The sequence below is a fragment of the Sphingobium sp. GW821-FHT02B05 genome (genome assembly GCF_059421905.1).
Genome location: NZ_JBWKVW010000011.1, coordinates 25,555 through 47,660 on the forward strand (window position 1 = coordinate 25,555; position 22,106 = coordinate 47,660).

Below are 22,106 nucleotides of genomic sequence, written 5' to 3' on the forward strand. Positions count from 1 at the left end.
GCTGCGATGCCGTGAAAGCGACGCGTCGGCGGCCGCGCGGCCGCTAAGGGAAGGCGAGGAACTGTGATAAGGACACGTTTCACCGAGTTATTCGGGGTCGAACATCCGATCGCGCAAGGCGGCATGCAGTGGGTCGGCACGGCCGAACTTGTGGGCGCGGTGGCGAATGCCGGGGCTCTGGGCTTCCTGACTGCGCTGACGCAGCCCACACCCGAGGCGCTGGCGAAAGAAATCGCCCGCACGCGCGAGTTCACCGACAAGCCGTTCGGCGTCAACCTGACGATCCTGCCGTCGATCAATCCGCCGCCCTATGATGAATACAGGCGCGCGATCATCGAAAGCGGCGTCAAGGCGGTCGAGACGGCGGGTTACAAGCCGCAGGAACATGTCGATGCGTTCAAGGCGCACGGCATCAAGGTGATCCACAAATGCACCGCCGTGCGCCATGCGCTGTCGGCCGAGCGGATGGGCGTGGACGCGATCTCCATCGACGGTTTCGAATGTGCCGGCCATCCCGGCGAGGACGACATTCCGGGTCTGGTCCTGATCCCTGCTGCCGCCGACAAGATAAAGATTCCGATGCTCGCTTCGGGCGGCTTCGGCGATGGGCGCGGGCTGGTCGCGGCGCTCGCGCTGGGCGCCGAAGGCGTCAACATGGGCACGCGCTTTTGCGCCACGCGCGAGGCGCCGATCCACGACAACATCAAGCAGGCGATCGTGGCCAACGACGAACGGGCGACCGAACTGCTGTTCCGCAGCTATCGCAACACCGCGCGCGTCGCGAAGAACTCCGTCGCGGTCGAAGCCGTCCGCATCGAGCGCGAGGGCAATCCGTTCGAGGCCATCGCGCATCTTGTCAAGGGCGCGCGCGGGCGCGAAGGGCTGGTCAGCGGCGATCCCGAGCATGGTATCTGGACAGCAGGCATGGTCCAGGGACTGATCCACGACATCCCCTCCGTCGCCGAGCTGGTCGTACGCATCATGTCGGAAGCGCAGGCCATCATCGCGCAGCGCCTTGCCGGATACGCTGGCATCGCCCAGCGGGAGATGGCCTGATGAACCTCGACTGGAGCCCAGAGGACTTCGCCTTTCGCGACGAAGTGCGCGCTTTCTTCGAGGAGAACCTGACCGATGCAATCCGCCGCGCCGGCGTGGAGCAGACCAGTGTCTACGCGGATCATGATCGCTCGCTGGCGTGGCAGAAGATCCTGCATGCCAAGGGCTGGGCGGCTCCCGCTTGGCCGATCGAACATGGCGGTCCGGGATGGAGCGTCACTCAACGCTACATCTTCTCGCGTGAGCGGGTGGCGGCGGGCGCGCCGCCGGTGTCGCCGATGGGCATCCAGATGTGCGGGCCGGCGATCATCGGTCACGGCACAGCAGAGCAGAAGGCTTATTATCTGCCGAGGATGCTTTCGGGCGAGGATTTCTGGTGCCAGGGCTATTCGGAACCAGGCTCGGGCTCGGACCTCGCCTCGCTCAAGACGCGCGCCGACGATGATGGCGACAGCCTCGTGTGCAATGGCTCGAAGATTTGGAACACCCATGCCGACGTGGCGGACTGGGGATTCTTCCTGGTGCGCACGTCGACGCTCGAACGGCCGCAGAAGGGAATCACGTTCCTGCTGATCGACATGAAGACGCCGGGCGTCACCGTGCGACCGATCATCTCGGCCTCCGGCGAGCATATCCAGAACGAGATATTCCTCGAGAACGTACGTGTCCCCAAGGCGAACGTAGTTGGCCGGATCGACGAGGGCTGGACTGTGGCGAAATACCTCCTGGAATTTGAGCGCGGCGGTGTCGCCTATGCTCCCGAGTTGCAGGTCCGCCTGGACGAGATTGCCGAGGCGGCGGCGCAGGTGCCTGGTGACGATGGTGGCACGTTGGCCGACGATACGGCTTTCGCCCGCCGCATGGCCGAGGCGCGCATTCGCGTCTCAGTGCTGGAAGTTTTCGAATTCCGGGCCATGTCCGAGGCGGAGCGGGGCGGTACGCCGGGGGCGTCCGCATCGGTGATGAAAATTCTCGGCACCGAGGCGCAGCAGCACATGACCGAACTGGGCATGCTCGTGGCCGGGCGATACGGCATGGCCTACCAGCCGCAGGCGGGCTGCCCCGGCGGTCCCGTGTCCTTCCCGCATGCGGGCGATGGCTTCGCCGGTCCCCGCTTCGCGGCAATCGCGCCGCTGCGCTACCTCAATGAGCGCGCGGCGAGCATCTATGCCGGCTCCAACGAAATCCAGCGCAACATCCTTGCTAAGACGATGGGCCTGTAAGGCCCCGTCGTTCTCCGAATCAGGTCAGGAATTTTCAAGACATGGCAGATTTCACCCGGGCCAAAGCCATCGCTGGCAAGGTGGAGCGCTTCGTACGGACCGTGGTCGTCCCTTACGAGCAGGACGAGCGCAATGGCGCGCACGGCCCTTGCGATGGGATGGTCCGTGAACTTCGCGGCAAGGCACGCGAAGCGGGCCTGCTCACGCCGCACATCCTGGGCGACGGCAGCCATCTGACGCAACGCGAGACCGCGATCGTGCTCCAGGCGTCCGGGCTCTCGCCACTTGGCCCGGTGGCGCTCAACACGATGGCGCCCGACGAGGGCAACATGTACCTCCTCGGCAAGGTGGCCAACGCCGAACAGCGCAGGCGTTTCCTCGATCCCATCGTCGCGGGCGAGGCACGCTCGGCGTTCTTCATGACCGAACCAGCCGACGAGGGCGGTGCCGGTTCCGACCCCTCGATGATGAAGACCGCTTGCCGCAAGGACGGCGACCACTGGGTCGTCAACGGCCGCAAGGCGTTCATCACCGGCGCGCAGGGCGCTCGGGTGGGGATCGTCATGGCGAAGTCCGAGGACGCCGACACGGCGGGGGGCGCCTGCCTGTTTCTGGTCGACCTGCCGAACCCGGCGATTCGCATAGAGCGCATCCTCGACACCATCGACAGTTCCATGCCCGGAGGCCACGCGGTCATCGCGATCGAGAACCTGCGGGTGCCGACCGACCAGATGCTGGGCGAGCCAGGCGAGGGCTTCAAGCTGGCCCAGATCCGCCTCAGCCCGGCTCGGCTGTCGCACTGCATGCGCTGGCACGGTGCCGCGACCCGCGCGCACGAGATCGCATCCGCCTATGCCTGCCGGCGCGAGGCGTTCGGCAAGCTGCTGGTCGACCATGAAGGCGTCGGCTTCATGCTGGCCGAGAACATGATCGACCTCAAGCAGGCCGAACTGATGATCGACTGGTGTGCAGGCGTCCTTGACACCGGATCACTGGGCACGACGGAAAGCTCGATGGCGAAAGTGGCGGTGAGCGAGGCGCTGATGCGGGTCGCCGATCGTTGCGTTCAGGTCATGGGCGGCACGGGCGTCTCGGGCGATACGATCGTCGAGCAGGTGTTCCGCGAAATCCGCGCCTTCCGCATCTACGACGGCCCCACCGAAGTCCACAAATGGAGCCTCGCCAAGAAGATCAAGAAAAGCCACGCGAAAGGCTGACGCAAGAACGTCCGCCCCGAGAATTCGAGGAGAGAGACCGATGCTGAGCGATGCACAGTTGCTGGAGCTTTACGACAAGCAGAAGCTCCACGAAAACCTCATGCTGTATTGTCGCGGGATCGATAGGATGGACGCGGATCTGGTCCGCTCGACTTACTGGCCGGATTCGACCGACGATCACGGCGGTTTCATCGGCCCCGGCCAGGAGTGGGGCGATGCGGGCGTCGCGTGGAAGGACAAGGTTCACAACAACAATCATCACGTGTCGAACGTCCTGATCGAACTCGACGGCGAGCGCGCGCGGCGCGAAAGCATGTTCCTCAACGTGGTGAACCTGAAGGAGCCAGCCGTCTCGTTCTTCCTCGGCGGGCGTTATCGCGACCTGTGCGAAAAGCGCGACGGTGAATGGCGTATCCTTCACCGGACCTGCGTTTGGGACTGGTTCGAAAACCGCCCTACTTCCGGTGGCTGGGAACTTTGCGGGGTGCCCGAGCACTCGAACTGGGGCCGCTTCGCGCCTGACGATCCGATCGACAAGGACTGGACGCGCGGCCAACCCACCTCGTTTCCCCGGCCCGGCGGGCAGTACCGTGCCGCGCGCCGATAACACCCCGTCTCGCCGATGAGCGACCGCAACGGCAGGGTCTCTGTGGATGACGCGCTGGCCCTGATCGAGGGCAGGGCGGCACCGCTGGGGCTGGAAACCGTGGCGGTGACGGCTCGCGCGCTGGGCCGTGTGCTGGCCGGCCCGGTCCTTGCCGCGCAGGATGCTCCTCGCTTCGACTGCTCGGCGATGGACGGTCATGCCCTGCGATCCGTTACCGCACAATGCGCCTCTTCTTGTGAGCCCCGTGCCCTGGCCATCACCGCAGCCGTTGCGGCGGGCGCGGTCCCCCCGCCGCTCGCCCAGGGCGACGTGTGCGTTCCGATCAGCACCGGGGCGCGGATACCCGCCGGCGCGGACGCAGTTGTGGCGAAGGAGAGCGCCAGAGTGGTGGGTGACACGCTGGTGCTGACCACCCCCGTGCCCTCGGGGTGCAACATCCGGCGGCGCGGCGAAGACATCGCGCACGCAAGCCAGTTGGTGCCGGCGGGCACGAAAGTGACGCCCGAACTGCTCGGTGCTCTACTCAACTGCGGTATCCGCAGGATCGCCGTCCAGCGTATGCCGCGCGTCATCGTCATGAGCACTGGCAGCGAGATTGTCGTGGCGGACGATCGACTGGAAGACGCCATGCGTTTCGACAGCAACGGGCCGATGATCGAGGCCGCGTGCATCGCGCTTGGCCTGCCCTGCCGTTTCGCGGGGCGGGTGAGCGATGACAGCGCCGCGCTGGAGCAGGCGATCGGCGAAATCGAGGGCGACGGCGCCGAGATCGTCATCACCACCGGCGGCGTTTCGGCCGGAGATCACGACCTCGTCCGGGAGGTGCTGGAGCGGCGGGGCGCGCGGGTGGAATTCCACGGCATCGCCATGCGGCCGGGCAAGCCCCTGCTGTTCGCCACGTTTCCCGACGGCCGGCTGTGGTTTGGCCTCCCGGGCAATTCCATAGCGGCATGGGTTGGCCTGCGCTTCTTCGTCCTGGCCGCCGTCCGCCGGATGGTGGGACTTGGGCGCGAGCAGGGGCGGCCAGTGCATGTGGATGCGCAGGCGCGGCCGGGTCTGTCGCTGTTTTTGCACGCGCGCGATACGGGACCGTCTGGACAGGTGGACATCGGCCTCGACCAGCGCTCGCACATCTTCAACTCCCTGCTCGAAGCGGACTGCTGGGTGCGTCTGGACAGTGATTCCGCCGGCACCGCAAACGCTTGGCGCTTTGACCGCAACGCGGACTTGTCCGCGCCATGACCCTCTTGCACGCCGTATTCGCCGATAGTCTGGGAGATGTGCGTGCCCTTGCGATCCGTCCGCACGATTGCGGCGGGCCCCCGGCGCCGGGCCATGTGCGTGTCAGGATGCGATATGTCGGGATCGGCTTTGCCGATGTGCTGATCGTCGAAGGCCGTTATCAGGCCGCGCCGGGTTTGCCCTTCATCCCGGGAACCGAGGGTGCGGGCATCGTCGAGGCGCTGGGCGCTGGGGTGAATGGCTTCGTCGTGGGCGACGAGGTCGTCTGCCGCGGCTGGTGCGGGATGCTGGCGCAGGCAATCAACCTCCCGGCCCAAGACGTCAGGCTCAGGCCACGGCCGCTCGATCTGGCGCAGGCGGCGGTGTTCCAGACCAGTTATGAGACCGCGTGGCACGCATTGGCGGATCGGGGCGGGCTCAGGTCCGGGGAGGCGCTGCTGGTGCTCGGCGCGGCGGGAGGAACGGGGCTGGCCGCGGTGCAGATCGGCAGGCATATGGGCGCCCGCGTCATCGCCTGTGCATCTACCCCGGAAAAGCGCGCGCTGGCGATGTCGGCCGGCGCCGATGCGGTCGTCGGCGCCTTTTCTGCCGAATGGCGCGAAGCGGTTCGTCAAGCGAACGGCGGTCGCGGGATCGACGTGACGTTCGATCCCGTCGGCGGGGAGATGACCGCCGCCGCCTTCCGCAACATGGGCTGGGGCGGGCGGCACCTCATCATCGGCTTCCCGGCGGGCATCGCCAGCATCGCCACAAACCTGCCGCTGCTCAAGGGCGCCTCGATCGTCGGCGTCGACGTGCGCCAGTTCGCGATGCACGATCCGCAGAAGGCCGAGGCGAACCGCGACCGATTGTTCGCGATCGCAGCACAAGGCAATCTGCGACCCCGTGTCGCCCGTCGTTTCGCTATGGAGGACGTCGCGCAGGCCATGCTGATGGTCGCTTCGGGCCAGAGCGCGGGAAGGGTTGTCGTGACGTTGTGACTTTAGCGCCGCCGGTCGAAGATTTCGTGCTCCTGGACGACGAAGATCGGCGAATTTTCGAGGTCGATGAAGTCGCCCTCGTCCGCGAGCAGGTCCCGCCCGGCCTGGATCGAGGCGGCGGGGGCACAATCGCTGGGGTAGAGGATTTCGGCGGAATCGAACCAGATTTCCGCCACACCATCGAACGGCTCGCCCGCAAAGCCGCGATCCGCCGCCAATGCGCCTAGACGCGGATCGTAAAGCCGGTGCGACTGGACGTAGCGCCGGATGCCAAGATTTCGGGCCCGCTCGTGGACCATCGGGCCATGAATATGCTTCCAATAAGTCTGGAACTCCTCGGGCGACAGGTCTGCCTTGCGACGCAGGCAGAACACGACCTTGACCATCATTCAGTTCCTTTCGGCATATCGGCCCGGTTCGACGCGCGCAGTCCCCCGACGATGAGTTCGGCGGTGGAGCGGGCGTAGCGCGCCATGAGTTCGATGGTCAGCTCGCCGCTACCCAGCATGGCGCGGCGAGATGCGGCGGAGGCGAATATCTGGGCGCAGGCCCCTTCGATGGCGTAGCCGATCAGGGCCGAATCCACCGGCCTGAACTGGCCGCAGGCGATGCCATCGGCAATGATCGCCTGCCGCGCCTCGGCGACAGGGCGGATAAAGAAATGTGTGACCTGTTCCATCGCCTCGGCCGATCCTTCGCGGATCAGCTTCTGCAGCAGATGGTGCAGGTAAGGCCGATCGAAGTAAGTCGTCACGATGCCCATCACGTGCTGGCGCATCTTTTCCGCCGGCGGCAGGTTCGACGCGCGAAGTTTGGCCAGGCCGCCGATGGCCCGGTCGGCATCTTCCCTCGCGATGGCGAGCATCAGGCCTTCCCGCCCGCCGAAATAGTAGCTGACCAGCGCGACGTTGACGCCCGCGCGGCGCGTGATGTCCGCGAGAGGCGCTTCCACCAGCCCGCTTTCGACCATGACCATACGCGCGGCATCGAGCAGGCGTTGCCGGGTGTCGCGCGCCCGGGCCGCATCGCGCAGCGTCGATCTGGCGGAGCGCATCGGCCGTCCGGGCTAGGCGGTGTCGCGCGCGGCGGCGAGAATTTCCTCGGCGTGCTCCCCGATCATGGGTGCGTGATCGAGCGTTGCGGGGTGATAGTCGCCGAAACGGATCGGCGGCTTCATGGTAAAGTAATCGCCCTCCGTCGGATGGGTGCGGCGCTCGAAGAAGCCCGTCTGCGCCAGATGGGGGTCCGACATGATATCGCCGATATCCCGCACCTGCTGCGCCGGGACTTGCGCCTCGTGGCAGATCTTCAGGAGTTCCGCGGTCGTGAAGTTGAGCGTCAGGCGCGCCATTTCCTGGTAGAGCGGCGCGATATTGCGTGCTCGCAGCGACAGGGTGGCGAAGCGCTCGTCGTCGAGGAAGCCGGGGTTTCCCAGCACGGAAAAGACGGTGGGCCACGATTCGTCGGTATAGGGAACGATGCTGATGTAGCCATCCTTCGTAGGGAAGGGCTGCCGGTCCGGATCGACCTGCCGCGAATAGCACACGGTGCCCTTGGGCGGGTCGAACGTGTTGCCGGCAAGATGTTCGAGCAGCATGAACCCGGTGAACGCCTCGAACATCGGCACTTCCACGAATTGCCCGTGCCCGGTGCGCATCTTGTGGATGATTGCCGCCAGTGTGCCCTGCGCGGCGTACAGCCCGGCGACCTTGTCGGCGATCAGCGAAGGCAAGTAGCGCGCGCGGGGATTGCCATCGACCCTTGGCAGCAGGGTCGCCGTGCCGCTGGCGGCCTGGATCACGTCGTCGTAGGCCTGCAGGTCGGCATAAGGCCCGTCCTGCCCGAAGCCCACGCAATGGACGTAGATGATTTCCGGATTGATCCGCTTGACGCTGTCGTAATCGAGCCCGAGGCGCTCCATGCCCTTGCCGCGCACATTGTGGACGAAAACATCCGCATCGCGCAGCAGGCGTTTCATCGTCTCGTGGTCGTCGGGGGTCTTGAGGTCGAGGGCGATCGACTTCTTGCCCCGGTTGATGGTCATGAAGCCTGGGCTCATGCCCTTGGTCGCAACCGCGCGGCCGGACCAGCGGAAGCCGTCTCCGCTACGCGGAGTTTCCACCTTGGTGATCTCCGCGCCGAATTCTGCCAGGATCTGCGTGCAGTACGGCCCGAAGACCACGCTCGTCAGATCGAGGACTTTCACGCCCTCGAGCATCTTCCTTCCATCGCCGTTGTCGATCATGATCCCGTCCACTCCGGTGTGCGCTTTTCCGCGAATGCGGTCACGCCTTCCTTGAAATCCTTGGTCTTCGCGAGGCGGCGGAAGATCGCGTCGTTCTGCGCCATCGCCTTGTCGAGCGCCCCTTCGGTCTCAAGATGGCCGATCGCCTCTAGAGAAGCGCGGATGGCCGTGGGCGAATTGCGCGTGATGGTTTCGGCCAGAGCACGGGCGCGTTCAAGCGCCGTTCCGTCAGCGACCACGTCGTTGACGAAGCCCAGGCGAAGCGCCTCGTCGGCCTCGACCGTCCGGCCGGTGAGGATCATCTCCATCGCGGCCTTGCGTCCGATGTGGCGGGTCAACCGGTGGACCCCGCCGGCGGCGGCGAACAGGCCGACCTTGACTTCCGGCACTGCGAACCGAGCCCCTTCGTCCGCTACGGCCAGGTCGCTCGCCAGGACGATCTCCAGCCCGCCGCCCATAGCGACGCCATTGACCGCCGCGATGATCGGCTTGGTCCGGACGAAGCGGCTGCACAGTCCGGCAAAGCCCGACCATGGCATCGACATGTCGCCGCCTTTGGCCGTCACCTTGAGGTCGTTGCCCGCGCAAAAAGCGCGATCTCCGGCGCCCGTCACGATCGCGACCCATAAATCGTCGTCCCGCTCGTACTCGTCCCAGATCTCGTGCAGCGCGAAATGCACGGCGGAATGGAGCGCGTTCATGCGTTCGGGGCGGTTGAAGGTGACTTCGAGGACGTGCCCGCGCCGCTCGACGAGTACTTCGTCGAAACGGCGCACGAGGCCCGGCGCGGCGGGCTGGGCGGGGGGGCCGATGCGATCGTCCGCTTCCAGGTAATTGACGCCCTGTTCGTGCGTGATGCGCACCGTAGTGCCGACCGGATCGCCCGCCGCCAGCGCCGCCAGCGTGGCGCGATGACCCGACCGTACCCGGGCCAGAACCCGACCTTGACCCGACCTGGCGATGACATAACCGCGCGCGGGATTGCCCTTGCGATAGCTGACCGTGAAGGTCTCGACGACGGCCTCGGTCGAACGGGACAGCAGCGTCGGCTTGGGCCGCGCGTCGATCTGCGCCTGAATGGCCACGCTGGACACCGGCTTCCAATCCGGCGAGGGCGTTGCCGAATAGATGCCCACCGCCTCCTTGGAGAGGAAGCCCCCATTGGCAAGGACGAGGCCGAATTTCTCCGGTGCCGCACGCAGCATTTCCGTCATCGTCGCGATCGCGTGGAGCGAGTAGCTGTTGCCGGGGCCGCCGAAGAACGGCAGCCCGCCGGTGACCGTGGGCAAGGTCTTGCGCCAGTCGAGCGACAGCGCCTCGGCGGCCAGCAGGACGGCACAGGGAAAGCAGCTGTACAGGTCGAACAGAGCGATGTCCTCGGCGCGCTTGCCCGCGGCATCGAGGGCGGTGGCGATCGTCAAGGTGATCGGGTCGGAGCGCGATAGGTCCGGTCGCTCGGTCACCGGCGCGTCCTTGGCGGCGGCGTAGCCGTGCAGGTAAATCCATCGGTCCTGCGGAATGCCCAGTTCCGCCGCGACGCCCGCCGAAGTGACGAGGACGGCGGCGCCCTGGTTCACGGCGTCCTGGGCGACGTGCCACTTGAGGTAAGGATCGGAAACTTCGTAATTTTCGCGCGACGGCGTCGACAGGAATTCGGGCGACTTGTGTTCGGGAAACTGGGAATGCGGGTTGGCTTGCGCGACGTGGGAGAACCGCTCCCACAATTGCGATATCATCGCCAGATGCGCATCGCGAGACAAGCCCAGCCGCGCCCGCAAGGCGTGTTCGAAGGCGGGATAGGTCTGCGTCGGCGATCCCAGGCCGTTACGCGCCTCGTAGCCGGAAAGGAGGCGGGGGCCGCTGCCGCGATCCTCGAACGAGCGAGGTGACGTGCCCGACCAGTCGAGGGTCATGCGGGCCTTGCGCGCGGCCTTGAGCGCGCCGGTCGCTTCCGACCCGGTGATGAGGACCATCCTGCGGGTTCCCGCGAACACCTCTTCCGCGGCCTCGTTGATGAGCACCTGCGGCTGGTCGCCCCCGACGATCGAATAGACCAGCGCAGCCTCGCCCAGCCCCAGCCAGTCGGCGATGGCGCCGGGCGGATTGGCCTCCCGCCCGAAGGGATGGACCGCATCGTCCTGGTAATCGAGCATCGCCCGCACGACGGCGATCTTGTCGATGGCGCCGCGGACGGACGATGCCGCGCCGGTATCGTCGAGGGCCCGCTGCACCGCCTCCAATTGCAACGACAGCGGACTGGGCGCCGTCTCCGCTGCATCGCTCTGCCAGTGCCGGGTAACCTGCCCGACCCCGACGATCACTGGAGTTGCCGGATTTATCATCTCGCTCTCGTCCGCCCCCGCCACTGATATTTATCAACCGATCAACATATAGTTAAACACGCGCTTAACTGATGTCAATCGTCGTGGGAGCCGCAGCGGCGTTCAAGCCACCTTTTGTGCCCAACGATAGTCGATCTTGTAGGAGGTATGCAGTTGCGACATCTGGACCGAGTCGACGCCTTCAAGCGCCGAGATCTCGTTGCGCTTGATGTGCAGCGCGTCCTCATGGTCGCGTGACAGGACGATACAGATCAGGTCGGATTTGCCCACGCATTTGAACAGCTGCGGCAGCCAGGCCCGGTCGCGCAGGCTTTCGACGATGCTGTCCAGGCGGCCGACCTCGGCGGTGATTTCCATGAGGTTAAACATGCCCACTCCCGCCGCGCTGGGGTCTATCACCCGGATGAATCGCAGGATCTGGGCGGTTTTCAGGTTGTTGATCCGGTAGCGCGCGGTGCTCGGCTTGATGTCCAGCTTGCGCGCGATGTTGTTGATCGACTGGTGTGCATTCTGCTGCAAGTGCGCGATCAGTTGCAGGTCGGTATCGTCGCACATCCCTTCGGGTATGTCCTTGCGCAGATGCGCGAGGTTGAGTTCGACCGCTGGCGGCGTGTAATGAGCGGCATACGTGACATATTCCGCCCGAAACACCGGCACTTCGACGACGATGTCATGATGCCAGCGGTGTATGCCGGGAATTTTCGCGATCGTCCCGAGCAGGGTTTTCGCCAGGCTGCGAAGATCGACGAACCGCAGGAGCACGAGCAGGTCGGAGGTGCCGTTGGCCAGTTCGCTCACCATCAGCACGGTTCGCAGGGCGGCGATTTCCTGTGCGATATCCGCGATGGGGCGGCCACGGGTCTGGATATGGATGCAGCAAAAGCTCTGCCGCATGTGATCGAGGTCTAGAACCGCGAGAATCTGCGATATCTTCTCGCGATCAAGAATGCGCAATCGCGCCGTGATCGTCGCAGCTTCGACGCCGAGTTTTTCGGCAAGAGCCGCGTTGCCTGCGAACGGATCGTTCGTGAGTTCGGACAGAATCGCCCGGTCGAGTTCATTGAGTATCATGGGCCTAGGCATGCCAGATAGGCGCCTTGCTGCAAAGCGATGTCAACTGCGCCTGGGCCCGCTCGCACGGGTCGACGGATGACGTTGAGCTACGAGGTGATTAGCAAAAATATCGTCATAAAATTGCTCATAGCGACAGATATAAGTCGATCGTTTGCACTATCGCGCAATCAAAACAGGCTTGACGTAGTTTATTAAACGATTACTCAATGTGTTGCCAGCGGCAGATATAAGCGCCGGAAGCGATGGAGTCGGATGTGGCGGGTGTGTACGTGCAGCCCCCTGGGGCGTTCTGATCATGTGGCTGCAAGGCCTCGTTCCGCACCATGCCTCGCGCCGGCGACGCGCCGTGGCGAGCGGGTTCCGAATGCAGCCACGCGGCTGCTGGTCGAGCGACCGTAACATTACGTCGATCGAAACTTAAGGGAATGTACGCGGACCGGGCCCTCTCGCCGTCGGTTTTCGCGCCAATCAAGGATGCGGTTATGGATGCTCTGGCGGACGGGACGGTAGTGGAGGTGCGAAACACTGCGAGCACCGGTGTAGGAAGCGGCGAGGGCGAGGCCCACACTTTCGTCGTCGGTATCGACGTGGGCGGCACTTTCACCGACGCGGTGTGCAGCGATGGCAATAACGTATGGCGCGCGAAATCGCCGACCAACCCGGCGCGGTTCAGCGACGGCGTGATGGGCGCCTGCACTCTTCTGGCCGCGCAGCTCGGCCGTCCGCTCGAACACTTTCTCGCCAGCATCGCCCGCTTTGGCCTCGGTACCACCGCCGTCACTAATGTCCTTGCAACGCAGCGCGGCAAGACCGTGGGCCTGCTCACCACCGCAGGGTTCGAAGACCATATCCATGCGATGCGCGGACATCGCAAGGAGCAGGACGGCTGGCTCGTCCTCGGCTGGAATCCGGTTCCCAAGGATGCGGTGCGCGGTATCGATGAACGCATCGACCGGCGTGGCGAAGTGCTTGCCCCGCTCGACGTTGCGCAAGTGGAGGCGGCGGCGAAGTCGCTGGTCGAGGAGCAGGGCGTCGACGCTTTCGCGATCTCATTCCTGTGGTCCTTCCGCAATCCCGTGCATGAGCAACAGGCGGTCGAGGCGGTGAAGCGCCTTTACCCCGACATCGCGGTGTTCAGCGGTGCCGACCTCAACCCGGTCATGCGCGAATACGAGCGGACCACGCTGGCGGTACTCAACGCATTCACCTCGGACGCGCTGGACGGGGTGGAGGAACTGGCGCACGAACTGGAGCGTGGTGGCCTCAAGGCGCCGATCTTGCTCCTGCATTCGGGCGGCGGCGCGATCACGATCGCGGAGGCGCGTGCGACGCCCATTGCATTGGCGTCGTCCGGTCCGGCCGCGGGCGCGGTGGCCGCGGGCGAAGTCACTCTCGCCCATGGCCTGAGCAATGGGCTGTGCTGCGATATGGGCGGTACCAGCATCGACGTTGCAGTCGTCGAGGACGGCATCCCGCACCGGCGCCAGAGCGTCGAGATCGGCGGCCTGATGACCAGCCAGTCGGCGATCGACGTGGAATCGATCGGCGCGGGCGGTGGTTCGATGGCGTGGATCGACGATCGCGGGTTGCTGCGCGTCGGCCCCCAGTCGGCCCGCGCGACGCCGGGGCCGGTATGCTACGGGCGTGGCGGCACCGTCCCCACGGTGACCGACGCGATGGTGCTGCTGGGCTATATCGATGCGACTTCGTTCGTGGGCGGATCGATGCAGCTCGACGTAGAGGCGGCGCGGCGTGCCTGCGAGAAATTGGGCGCGCCGCTGGGCCTCGACGCGATGGAAACCGCATTCGGCATTCGTGAGATCGCCCTGGCTGAAATGGGCAAGGCGATGCGGGCGCGGATATCCTCGGGCGGTATCGACGTGCGCAAGTTCGGCGTCGTCGCCTTCGGCGGATCGGGCTCGCTGTTCTCCACGACGATGGCGCAGGAGCTTGAACTGCAGTGGGTGCTGACGCCGTCGGTTGCCTCGGTGCTTTCGGCCTATGGCGCGGCAAGTGCCGACATCCGGCGTGAACGCACGGTCGCGGTCGACCAGATGCTGGGCGATTCCGCTGACAGCGCCAACGCCGCGTTCGCCGACCTGAAAGCGCGCGCCGAGCAGGATCTGGAGCACCAGAACGTCGCGGTCGAGAATCGCCAATTGGTGTGCGAGGTGGACATGCGTTTCCACCGTCAGCGCAACTCGTTGACGCTGGCCCTGGAGGGCAGCATGTTCGATCCGGACGCGCTGCATAAGCGGTTCGAGCAGGCCTATGCGAAACAGTACGGCGTTTCCGGCCTGACCGGGGAAACGCAGATCGAGCTGTCGAACGTGCGCGTCATTGGCATCGGCCGGACTGTTCGTGCGGTGCTGCCCGATGTGCTGGTGGCGCGCGATGGCGGCGGCGACGCTCAGGCGGCCGGGTCGCGGTCGGTCTATTTCGGCCACGGCGTGAGCCAGGACGTTCCTGTATATGATGCCGAGCGGCTGCATCCGGGCGATCGCATCGCCGGTCCCGCGTTGCTCGACAAGGCCGATACCACGCTGTGGGCCCCGCCGCGCTCGTCGGTGACCGTCGAGCCAAACGGTTCTCTCATCACTCGTTTTGAAGGTCCGGCACAATGACCGATCCGATTCTCCTCGAAGTCCTGCGCTGCAAGCTCGAAGCGATTGCCGAAGACGGTTCGCGCACGATCATCCGCACCGCCATCAGCCCCATCGTCGCGGAAGCGGGCGATTGTTCCTGCACCATCTACGGCCCCAGCGGCGATCTCGTGATCGGCGGCGGCGCAATGCAACTGCACTTCCATGTCGGCGGGCACGGTATCCGCAAGATCTACGAACTGCACGGGGACACGATCTCCGAAGGCGACATCTTCCTCGTCAACGATCCTTACAACGGTGGCGGCCTCCATGCGCAGGACGTGTTCATTCACCTGCCTATCTTCATCGAGGGCAAGCTGGTCGCATGGGTCGGGACCTCTGCGCACATGATCGACATGGGCGGGATGGTGCCCGGCTCGTTCTCCACCTCAGCCGTCGAGGTCTACCAGGAGGCCTTCCGCGTCCCCCCCGTGCGCCTGTATCGCAAGGGCGAGGAACAGCGCGATATCTGGGCGATCTTCCGCAACAACGTGCGCATGGCGGACGTCGTGGAAATGGACATTCGCTCGCTGATCTCGGGCGGCAACATCGTTCGCGAACAGTTGGGCAAGCTGATCAAGGAATATGGCGGCGACGTCTTCGTCGAGGTCATGGATGCGCTGTCCACCCTGACCGAGGCGGAAGTGCGCCGCCGCATCGGCGAGATCGAGCCGGGGACCTATCGCGCCACCACCTGGAGCGAGTGGACGGACGAATTCTATCACATCCCATGCACCTTGACCGTCGAGGCCGACACGCTGACGTTCAACTTCGTCGGCGCCTCGCCGCAGACCACGCACTTCCTGAACTCCAAGCCCTACATCCTGCGCAGCCTCGTCGGATCGCAACTGGCGACCTATGTCGGCGATGGCCTGCCGTACAACGAAGGCCTGTTCCGCAGCTTCAATATCGTTTGCGAACCCGGCTCCATTCTTGACGCGCAGGCGCCCGCGCCGATCGGCGGGCCGCACCTCGACGTGGGGCAGGCGGCGCTGGAAGTGGCGATCCGCGCGCTCAACTATGCGCTGGCCGCTTCGCCGAACGCACGCGCGCGGCGCAACCTGGCGGGGCCGAGCGCTTCGTCCGGTCTGGCGCTGCATACCCTTGCCGGACTGGGCCATGATGGCCTGCCGGTCGGCTGGCTGATGCTGGACGGCGCGCTGGTGGGGGCGAGCGCGGGTCACGATCGCGATACGGCCAACATGACCTACCAGGCGGTCGGTCACGGCGTGCTGGAGACGGTCGACATCGAAGTGCTCGAAAGCTGGTATCCGATCCGCATCGAAACCCGCGCGCCGCGCGCCGGCATCGGCGGTGCGGGCAGGTTCACCGCCGGGCGGCCGGCGACCGTCTCCTATGCCATCGACGCGCCCCAGCCGCTGTCGATGACGATCATGGGCAACCGCGAGCGCATGCCGATCGCCGGCATGGCGGGCGGCCTGCCCGGCATCCCGACGCGGCTGCTCATCCGCCGCGCGGGCAGTGAGGAGACCGAGTATCTCGCCTGCCACCAGGACGGGCTCCAGGTGAACAACGGCGACCTCATCATCTGCGACAACAGCAACGGCGGTGGCTGGGGCGATCCCCTGACCCGCGCGCCCGATCTGGTGCTTCAGGACGTACGCCGCGGCATGCTGACCGCGGAGCAGGCGCTCGCGATCTACGGCGTCTTCGAGGGCAGCGCCGAGCAAATCGAGGCCCAGCGCGCGCAAATCCGTGCCGAGCGACTTGCCACGGCGCAGCCCGCGCCCAAGCCGCTGACCTGGACCGCCGACCTTCGCGACCGGGCGGAAGGCGGCGATGCGCCGCTGTTCTCGGGCATTCGTCAGCGCGGTAGCGTCGCGGTCGCCGACGGCTCGGGTGCGCCGCTGGCAGTGAGCCCGGACAGCTGGACCGATGGCTGCCCGAGGATCTTCGGGTTCGGCAATGCCTCGGACCAGGTGGATTACGTTGCCTATCTCGACCCGATCAGCGGCGAGCTGCTGGAGGTGGACGTGACGCCCGCGGGCCACGCCCGGTCCTTCGACGTCTCCCCGGTACGCTGGACCGCCGCCGCAGAGGCGAAGATCGCGGCATGAGCGCGCTGCACGATGACGAGGTGTTGCGGCTGGGAGTGACCGTGGGGGACCTGCAGGCCGGGGCCTTGCGGCGCCATCCCGAAAGGACGGCGCTGGTCGGCGGCGGCGTGCGCCTCAGCTATACCCAGGTCGAGGCGAAAGTCGCGCAATACGCCCGACTTTTCCGGCAGCACGGCCTGACGCGGGGCGACGGGTTCTCGATCCTGGCGACCAACCGGCTGGAGGTCATCTACGCCAACCTTGCCGGACAGCTGCTGGGCATGCGTTATACTCCGCTGCATCCCAAGGGTTCGGAAGACGACCACCTCTATATCCTGGACTTTGCGAAGATTTCCGGGCTGCTCGTCGATGACCGTGCGTTCGCGGAACGCGGCCGCGTCATCTTCGAAAAGGCCGGACTGAAAGCGCTTTTCACGATCGACGGTACATTCGGCATCCCGGTTTCCCACGCCGATGCATTGTCCGGTGCCGCGTTCGCCAGCGAGGCGCTGCCGCAGGATATCGCCAACCTCATCTTCACCGGCGGAACTACGGGGCGTCCCAAGGGCGTCGCTCACCGTCACGGCTCGATCGTCTCGGCCACCATGCAGGCCTTGGCGCATTGGGACTGGCCGGTCGATACCCGCTTTCTCATTGCGACACCGATTTCCCACGCGGCGGGCGCGATGTTGACGCCCACGCTGGTGCGAGGGGGCGAATTCCACGTCGTGCCCGGGTTCGATCCCGAAGCTTTCCTGGAAACGATCGTGCGTGAGAAGATCACTGCTACGTTCGTCGTCCCCTCAATGATCTACGACCTGCTCGACCGCGTGCGCGTGGAGGACTACGATCTGTCGAGCCTGGAAATGGTGATTTACGGCGCGGCGCCGATTTCGCCCTCGCGCCTTGCCGAGGCGATCGAGCGGATCGGCCCCAAGTTCTGCCAGCTTTACGGGCAGACCGAAGCGCCCAACAACATCTGCTACCTGTCGAAGGGCGATCACGACCTGACACGGCCGCACCGGCTCGAGTCCTGCGGTTTCCCGCAGGCGCCCAACAGCATCAAGCTGATCCGGCCCGATGGATCGGAAGCGGCCGCCGATGAGGCCGGGGAGATCTGCGTACGCGGGCCGCTGGTCATGGAAAGTTATTGGGAAAACCCCGAGGAAACCGCCAAGGTGCTCGAAGGCGGCTGGCTCCACACCGGCGACGTGGCGCGCCGGGATGCCGAAGGGTATCTCTACATCGTCGACCGGGTGAAGGACATGGTCATCTCCGGCGGCTTCAACATCTTCACCCGCGAGGTCGAGGACTGCCTGGCCCGGCATCCGGCTGTGGCCTCCTGCGCGGTCATCGGCGTTCCTCATCCCCGCTGGGGCGAGGCGGTCGCCGCCATCGTCGTCCTGCGGCCTGGCCGCACGGTCGATAGGGAGGAGCTTGTAGCGCTGGTGCGCGATGGCAAGGGCCCGGTACAGGCGCCCAAGATCGTCGAATTCGTCGATGCCCTGCCGCTCACCCCGGTGGGGAAGGTCGACAAGAAAATTCTCAGGTCACGATACTGGCAGGGGGCCGAACGAAGCGTCGCATGAAACGCACGGCCGCCTGATTTGAAGGAAGAGGAAACCGCGATGGCACAACATGATCTCGTTATCACGAACGCCCGGATCGTAGATGGCACGGGCGCGCCTGCATTCGATGGCACCGTTGCGGTCCGGGACGGGCGCATTTCGTACGTCGGCCCGGACTCCGTCGAAGGCGCGAAGACGATCGATGCCGCCGGTCGCTACGTCTCGCCCGGTTTCATCGATATGCACACGCACTACGATGCGCAGATCACCTGGGACCCCTGGGTCGAGCCGCATACCAAGCATGGCGTCACTACCTTCATCTGCGGCAACTGCGGTTTCACGCTGGCGCCGGCCACCAGGGAATCGCTGGAATACCTCATCCCGATGCTGGCGAAAGTGGAGGGCATTCCCCATGGATCGCTGATCCACGGCGCCCGGATCGATTGGCATACGACGGCCGAGATGCTCGATTTCCTCGAAGGCAGGGTGGGCGTCAACATAGGTTTCATGACCGGTCATTCGACTCTGCGCGCGTACGTCATGGGCGAAGACGCGGTTTCCGACACCATCACACGCGAGCAGATCGACCAGATGAAGGCGCTGCTGCACCAGTCGCTGCAGGAAGGTTCGCTGGGATTTTCCTCCAGCCACATCGAAACGCACAAGGACCACGAAGGCGAGGACGTGCCCTCGTTGCATTCCTCGCACGAGGAACTGATCGAGCTGATGTCGATCGTTAGCGAATATGAAGGCACGATCGCGGGTTACGTCCACACCGGCCGCCTTTTGGACGAAGCTGGCATGCGCAAGATGGCCGAAGTATCACTCGCGGCAAACCGCACATATGCCTGGCCGCTGCTCACGCCCGGCTACACCAGCCAGGACTTCGCGCGCAACAAGCTGAGCGCCACCGATTACGCCCGCAAGATGGGGGCGGAACTGCGCGTGCAATCGCCCTCCTACCCACTGCGCGGCTACCTCAACATGAAAAGCGGCCTGTCCTACGACCAGTTCCCCGGCATCTGGAACTGGGTCTACCGCGGCAATCACGAGGAGCGCGTCGCGCGCTTCGCGGACCAGTCGCTGCGCGCGCAGCTCGAAGAGGACGCGCTCAAGATCGACGATACTGACAACGCGAAGTTCATGTCGCTGTGGCACACCTTTCGGATCAACACCGTCAAGTCCGAGAAGAACCGCAAGTATCTGGGCCGCATGGTCAGCGACATCGCGGTGGAGGAAGGCAAGACACCGTTCAACGCGCTGATGGACATCATGGTCGAGGACAACCTGGAGACGATCGTCGTCCCGGTCGATCCCACCCGCGACGAAAAGGCGCTGTGGAAGTGGGTCGCCGATTGCCTGCGCGATGATCGCACGATGTGGGGCGGGGACGACGGCGGCGCGCACCTCGACCAGCTCGAAGCCTATTGCCACGGCACCCAGTTCTTGATGCACGCGGTACGCGAATATGGCTTCATGACGGTGGAGGAGGCGGTCCACGAATTCACGCAGGCCATCGCCAACTATGTCGGCCTGAAGAATCGTGGCGTCATCGCGGTGGGCAACCATGCCGACCTCAACATCTTCGATCTGGAACGGCTGAACACGCTTCCGGTCGAACTGCGCGCCGATTTCCCGGCAGGCGGCGAACGGCTCTACACCGATGCCGAAGGCTTCGACTACGTGATCGTCAACGGCGTGCCGATCATTGCCGACGGCGAATATACCAAGGCCCTGCCCGGCAAGGTCTTGCGTGCGCGGCAGGATACCTACACCGTCGACATCAAGAAGCATGCCGACCTGACCCGCATCGAGTACCTCGAAGCAGCCGAATAGGATTTCCCGGGGAGGGAGAGGTGATCGCGCGCTTCGTCCGGTGCGAAGCGCGCGATCATTCCCCCGCTTACCGTTTCCCGAACATCATGAAAGAATGCCAAATATGGACTTCACCTTGTCGGACGAGCAGCAGTTGCTGAAGGACAGCGTTCAGGGGTTCCTGCGTGGCCGTTATCCGTTCGAGCGCCGCTTTGCTCGGCGCGGGCAGCCCGTCTCTCGCGACATCTGGACCGCGCTGGCCGGGGATCTGGGTATAACCGCCGTGGGCGTGCCAGAGGATCTGGGCGGCATCGGTGGTGACGGCGTCGAAACGATGATCGTGATGGAGGAGCTTGGCCGCGCGCTCGTCGTCGAACCTTATCTCGAAACGGTTGCGATCGCCGTCCCTGCGCTGGTCGCCGATGGCGGCGCCCACGCCCGCGCGGTGCTGGAGCGGATCGTCGCGGGTGAGGCGATCTGCGCCTTCGCCTGGGGCGAGGCGGGCTTGCGCAACAGGATCGCAGACGTCGCTGTCACCGCCCGCCAGGACGGCGACGGCTGGCGTCTCGACGGTTCCAAGGCGGTCGTGACCGCCGCACCCTGGGCCGATCACTTGCTCGTCCTTGCCCGAACCGCCGGAAAACCGGGCGACAGGGAAGGGCTGTCGCTGTTCCTCGTCGACAGCGTCCTGGACGGGATTTCGCAGCGCGCATATCCCACGGTGGACGGGCGCGATGCCGCCGACATCGAGTTCGCGCACGTCGCACTGCCCGGCCACGCCTTGCTCGGGGCCGAGGGACAGGCGGCGGATCTTGCCGAGGAACTGCTGGACCGCGCCATCGCTGCCATCTGCGCCGAGGCGGTCGGGCTGATGGAGCAGATGCTGGCCTATACCCGGGCCTACCTTCTGGAGCGGCGGCAATTCGGCCAGCCCCTCGCATCGTTCCAGGTCCTCCAGCACCGGCTCGTGGACATGTACATGCAGGTCGAAATGGCCCGTTCGGCGACTTATCTCGCAACGCTCAAGCTCGGTGCCGCGCCCGCCGAACGCATGCGTGCCGCATCCGCCGCGAAAGTCACGATCGGCAGCGCCTGCCGCTTCGTCGGACAAAACGCGGTGCAACTCTTCGGCGGCATGGGCGTGACAGACGAGGCGGCCGTCAGCCACTACTTCCGCCGCAGCACCTGCATCGAAAGCGAGTTTGGTGCGATCGACTACCATCTCTCGCGCCATGTCGCGCTGGGAAAGGGAACGGCGCAGGCGACCGGGACGCGCGAAGCTGCGGCATCGGATAGCCTGATCCCGGCCTAGAACCGCGCGGCCTTTCGCACGTTTCTACTGGTGGAAGGCCGTGTTGTCGCTCAGCGGGGCCCGGTCGGTGCGCGCCGTGTTGGCGGGGTGCAGTTCGTCCGGATATCCGAAGGCTATGCCGTAAAGTACGCGCAAGTCGTCCGCCACACCCAGTTCCTTGCGAACCAGGTCGGCGTAATGGCCTAGCGCCCCTTGCGCGCACGAGCCGATGCCATGGGCGGTCATCGCCAGCATGAGCGATTGCGCGTAGTTGCCGCAGTCCGCCGCCTCGCGGATTTGCGCCCAGTCGGGCATCAGGATGAACGCGGCGTGCGGCGCGTCGAAGAAGCGGAAGTTGCGCAACATGCTCTCGGTGCGGGCGGCGATGTCGTCGCGCGCCACGCCGGTGGCGGCGAACAGCGCCTTGGCCGCGCCGATCTGGCGCGCGCGGTATTCGCCTGGGTAGGGGCCCGTCAGCGGATAGTCCGGAGATGGCGAGGCCTGCGAACTGGCCGCGCGATACAGCAGATCAGCCATACGGTCCCTTGCCTTTCCCGACAGTACATGCACCACCCACGGCTGGACGTTGCAGTTCGAGGGAGCCTGCCCCGCCATCGTAAATACGCATTCCATGACATCATCCGGGACCGGATCGGGGCGAAAACCGCGAATGGACCTGCGCGATCTGAGCAGGTCGTCGAGCACTTGGACGGGAGATGCGGCGGTGTTCATGACGGGAGTCCTCAC

At 65.3% G+C, this 22,106-nt stretch carries 17 protein-coding genes; 11 read left to right on the forward strand and 6 right to left on the reverse strand.

The annotated features are described in order from the left end of the window. Positions 1 to 63 precede the first annotated feature (63 nt). Genes AC07UX_RS19165 through AC07UX_RS19190 form a run of 6 tightly spaced genes read left to right on the forward strand, consistent with a single transcriptional unit; the run spans position 64 to position 6,325 of the window. Positions 64 to 1,056 (forward strand): NAD(P)H-dependent flavin oxidoreductase, encoded by a 993-nt coding sequence (locus AC07UX_RS19165; RefSeq protein ID WP_495193574.1) that lies wholly within the window; start codon positions 64 to 66, stop codon positions 1,054 to 1,056. Next, a complete protein-coding gene (locus AC07UX_RS19170) occupies positions 1,056 to 2,279 on the forward strand; it encodes an acyl-CoA dehydrogenase family protein (RefSeq protein WP_495193575.1) in 1,224 nt (407 codons plus the stop codon). The genes AC07UX_RS19165 and AC07UX_RS19170 overlap by 1 nt, the downstream gene beginning before the upstream one ends. Positions 2,280 to 2,320: 41 nt before the next feature. Next, positions 2,321 to 3,496, forward strand: coding sequence for an acyl-CoA dehydrogenase family protein (locus AC07UX_RS19175; protein ID WP_495193576.1), 1,176 nt, complete (start codon positions 2,321 to 2,323; stop codon positions 3,494 to 3,496). A 40-nt stretch (positions 3,497 to 3,536) separates the two neighbouring features. Beyond that, positions 3,537 to 4,103: a nuclear transport factor 2 family protein gene (locus tag AC07UX_RS19180; protein WP_495193577.1), complete on the forward strand. Its 567-nt coding sequence runs from the start codon at positions 3,537 to 3,539 to the stop codon at positions 4,101 to 4,103. 15 nt (positions 4,104 to 4,118) lie between these two features. Next, positions 4,119 to 5,345, forward strand: a complete 1,227-nt coding sequence (locus AC07UX_RS19185) for a molybdopterin molybdotransferase MoeA (RefSeq protein WP_495193578.1) — start codon at positions 4,119 to 4,121, stop codon at positions 5,343 to 5,345. Further along, the gene (locus AC07UX_RS19190; protein WP_495193579.1) at positions 5,342 to 6,325 is read left to right on the forward strand and encodes an NADPH:quinone oxidoreductase family protein; all 984 of its coding nucleotides are present in this window, start codon (positions 5,342 to 5,344) and stop codon (positions 6,323 to 6,325) included. Before AC07UX_RS19185 ends, AC07UX_RS19190 begins: the two co-directional genes overlap by 4 nt. A 2-nt stretch (positions 6,326 to 6,327) precedes the next feature. Here AC07UX_RS19190 and AC07UX_RS19195 read toward each other — a convergent pair whose 3' ends face one another. The 5 genes from AC07UX_RS19195 to AC07UX_RS19215 form a co-directional block, all read right to left on the reverse strand. After that, positions 6,328 to 6,714 (reverse strand): EthD domain-containing protein, encoded by a 387-nt coding sequence (locus AC07UX_RS19195; protein ID WP_495193580.1) that lies wholly within the window; start codon positions 6,712 to 6,714, stop codon positions 6,328 to 6,330. Continuing rightward, positions 6,711 to 7,379: a TetR family transcriptional regulator gene (locus tag AC07UX_RS19200; RefSeq protein WP_495193581.1), complete on the reverse strand. Its 669-nt coding sequence runs from the start codon at positions 7,377 to 7,379 to the stop codon at positions 6,711 to 6,713. The genes AC07UX_RS19195 and AC07UX_RS19200 overlap by 4 nt, the downstream gene beginning before the upstream one ends. Positions 7,380 to 7,391: 12 nt before the next feature. Continuing rightward, entirely contained in the window at positions 7,392 to 8,570 is a 1,179-nt protein-coding gene (locus AC07UX_RS19205; protein WP_495193582.1) for a CaiB/BaiF CoA transferase family protein, read from the reverse strand. Further along, entirely contained in the window at positions 8,567 to 10,801 is a 2,235-nt protein-coding gene (locus tag AC07UX_RS19210) for an enoyl-CoA hydratase-related protein (protein ID WP_495193623.1), read from the reverse strand. Before AC07UX_RS19210 ends, AC07UX_RS19205 begins: the two co-directional genes overlap by 4 nt. A gap of 213 nt (positions 10,802 to 11,014) precedes the next feature. Then, a complete protein-coding gene (locus tag AC07UX_RS19215; RefSeq protein WP_495193583.1) occupies positions 11,015 to 11,995 on the reverse strand; it encodes an Lrp/AsnC family transcriptional regulator in 981 nt (326 codons plus the stop codon). A gap of 473 nt (positions 11,996 to 12,468) precedes the next feature. Between AC07UX_RS19215 and AC07UX_RS19220 the strand changes: the two genes are divergently transcribed. From AC07UX_RS19220 to AC07UX_RS19240, 5 genes are all read left to right on the forward strand, one after another. Further along, the gene (locus AC07UX_RS19220) at positions 12,469 to 14,610 is read left to right on the forward strand and encodes a hydantoinase/oxoprolinase family protein (protein ID WP_495193584.1); all 2,142 of its coding nucleotides are present in this window, start codon (positions 12,469 to 12,471) and stop codon (positions 14,608 to 14,610) included. Then, complete coding sequence (locus tag AC07UX_RS19225) at positions 14,607 to 16,706, forward strand: hydantoinase B/oxoprolinase family protein (protein WP_495193585.1); 2,100 nt, start codon at positions 14,607 to 14,609, stop codon at positions 16,704 to 16,706. The genes AC07UX_RS19220 and AC07UX_RS19225 overlap by 4 nt, the downstream gene beginning before the upstream one ends. Beyond that, positions 16,703 to 18,274, forward strand: a complete 1,572-nt coding sequence (locus tag AC07UX_RS19230; protein WP_495193586.1) for an AMP-binding protein — start codon at positions 16,703 to 16,705, stop codon at positions 18,272 to 18,274. Before AC07UX_RS19225 ends, AC07UX_RS19230 begins: the two co-directional genes overlap by 4 nt. 39 nt (positions 18,275 to 18,313) lie before the next feature. After that, positions 18,314 to 20,089, forward strand: a complete 1,776-nt coding sequence (locus AC07UX_RS19235) for an N-acyl-D-amino-acid deacylase family protein (protein ID WP_495193587.1) — start codon at positions 18,314 to 18,316, stop codon at positions 20,087 to 20,089. 103 nt (positions 20,090 to 20,192) lie between these two features. Beyond that, entirely contained in the window at positions 20,193 to 21,380 is a 1,188-nt protein-coding gene (locus AC07UX_RS19240) for an acyl-CoA dehydrogenase family protein (RefSeq protein WP_495193588.1), read from the forward strand. Positions 21,381 to 21,404: 24 nt separating this feature from the next. Here the strand turns inward: AC07UX_RS19240 and AC07UX_RS19245 are convergent, their stop codons facing one another. Further along, positions 21,405 to 22,091: a nitroreductase gene (locus AC07UX_RS19245; protein ID WP_495193589.1), complete on the reverse strand. Its 687-nt coding sequence runs from the start codon at positions 22,089 to 22,091 to the stop codon at positions 21,405 to 21,407. Between the last annotated feature and the right edge of the window lie 15 nt (positions 22,092 to 22,106).

What these genes read in the sequence shown, in the direction of transcription:
- AC07UX_RS19170 (WP_495193575.1), top strand. Translation starts at nt 1,056, where the DNA reads ATGAACCTCGACTGGAGCCCAGAGGACTTCGCCTTTCGCGACGAAGTG.
- AC07UX_RS19175 (WP_495193576.1), top strand. Translation starts at nt 2,321, where the DNA reads ATGGCAGATTTCACCCGGGCCAAAGCCATCGCTGGCAAGGTGGAGCGC.
- AC07UX_RS19180 (WP_495193577.1), top strand. Translation starts at nt 3,537, where the DNA reads ATGCTGAGCGATGCACAGTTGCTGGAGCTTTACGACAAGCAGAAGCTC.
- AC07UX_RS19185 (WP_495193578.1), top strand. Translation starts at nt 4,119, where the DNA reads ATGAGCGACCGCAACGGCAGGGTCTCTGTGGATGACGCGCTGGCCCTG.
- AC07UX_RS19190 (WP_495193579.1), top strand. Translation starts at nt 5,342, where the DNA reads ATGACCCTCTTGCACGCCGTATTCGCCGATAGTCTGGGAGATGTGCGT.
- AC07UX_RS19195 (WP_495193580.1), bottom strand. Translation starts at nt 6,714, where the DNA reads ATGATGGTCAAGGTCGTGTTCTGCCTGCGTCGCAAGGCAGACCTGTCG.
- AC07UX_RS19200 (WP_495193581.1), bottom strand. Translation starts at nt 7,379, where the DNA reads ATGCGCTCCGCCAGATCGACGCTGCGCGATGCGGCCCGGGCGCGCGAC.
- AC07UX_RS19205 (WP_495193582.1), bottom strand. Translation starts at nt 8,570, where the DNA reads ATGATCGACAACGGCGATGGAAGGAAGATGCTCGAGGGCGTGAAAGTC.
- AC07UX_RS19215 (WP_495193583.1), bottom strand. Translation starts at nt 11,995, where the DNA reads ATGCCTAGGCCCATGATACTCAATGAACTCGACCGGGCGATTCTGTCC.
- AC07UX_RS19220 (WP_495193584.1), top strand. Translation starts at nt 12,469, where the DNA reads ATGGATGCTCTGGCGGACGGGACGGTAGTGGAGGTGCGAAACACTGCG.
- AC07UX_RS19225 (WP_495193585.1), top strand. Translation starts at nt 14,607, where the DNA reads ATGACCGATCCGATTCTCCTCGAAGTCCTGCGCTGCAAGCTCGAAGCG.
- AC07UX_RS19230 (WP_495193586.1), top strand. Translation starts at nt 16,703, where the DNA reads ATGAGCGCGCTGCACGATGACGAGGTGTTGCGGCTGGGAGTGACCGTG.
- AC07UX_RS19235 (WP_495193587.1), top strand. Translation starts at nt 18,314, where the DNA reads ATGGCACAACATGATCTCGTTATCACGAACGCCCGGATCGTAGATGGC.
- AC07UX_RS19240 (WP_495193588.1), top strand. Translation starts at nt 20,193, where the DNA reads ATGGACTTCACCTTGTCGGACGAGCAGCAGTTGCTGAAGGACAGCGTT.
- AC07UX_RS19245 (WP_495193589.1), bottom strand. Translation starts at nt 22,091, where the DNA reads ATGAACACCGCCGCATCTCCCGTCCAAGTGCTCGACGACCTGCTCAGA.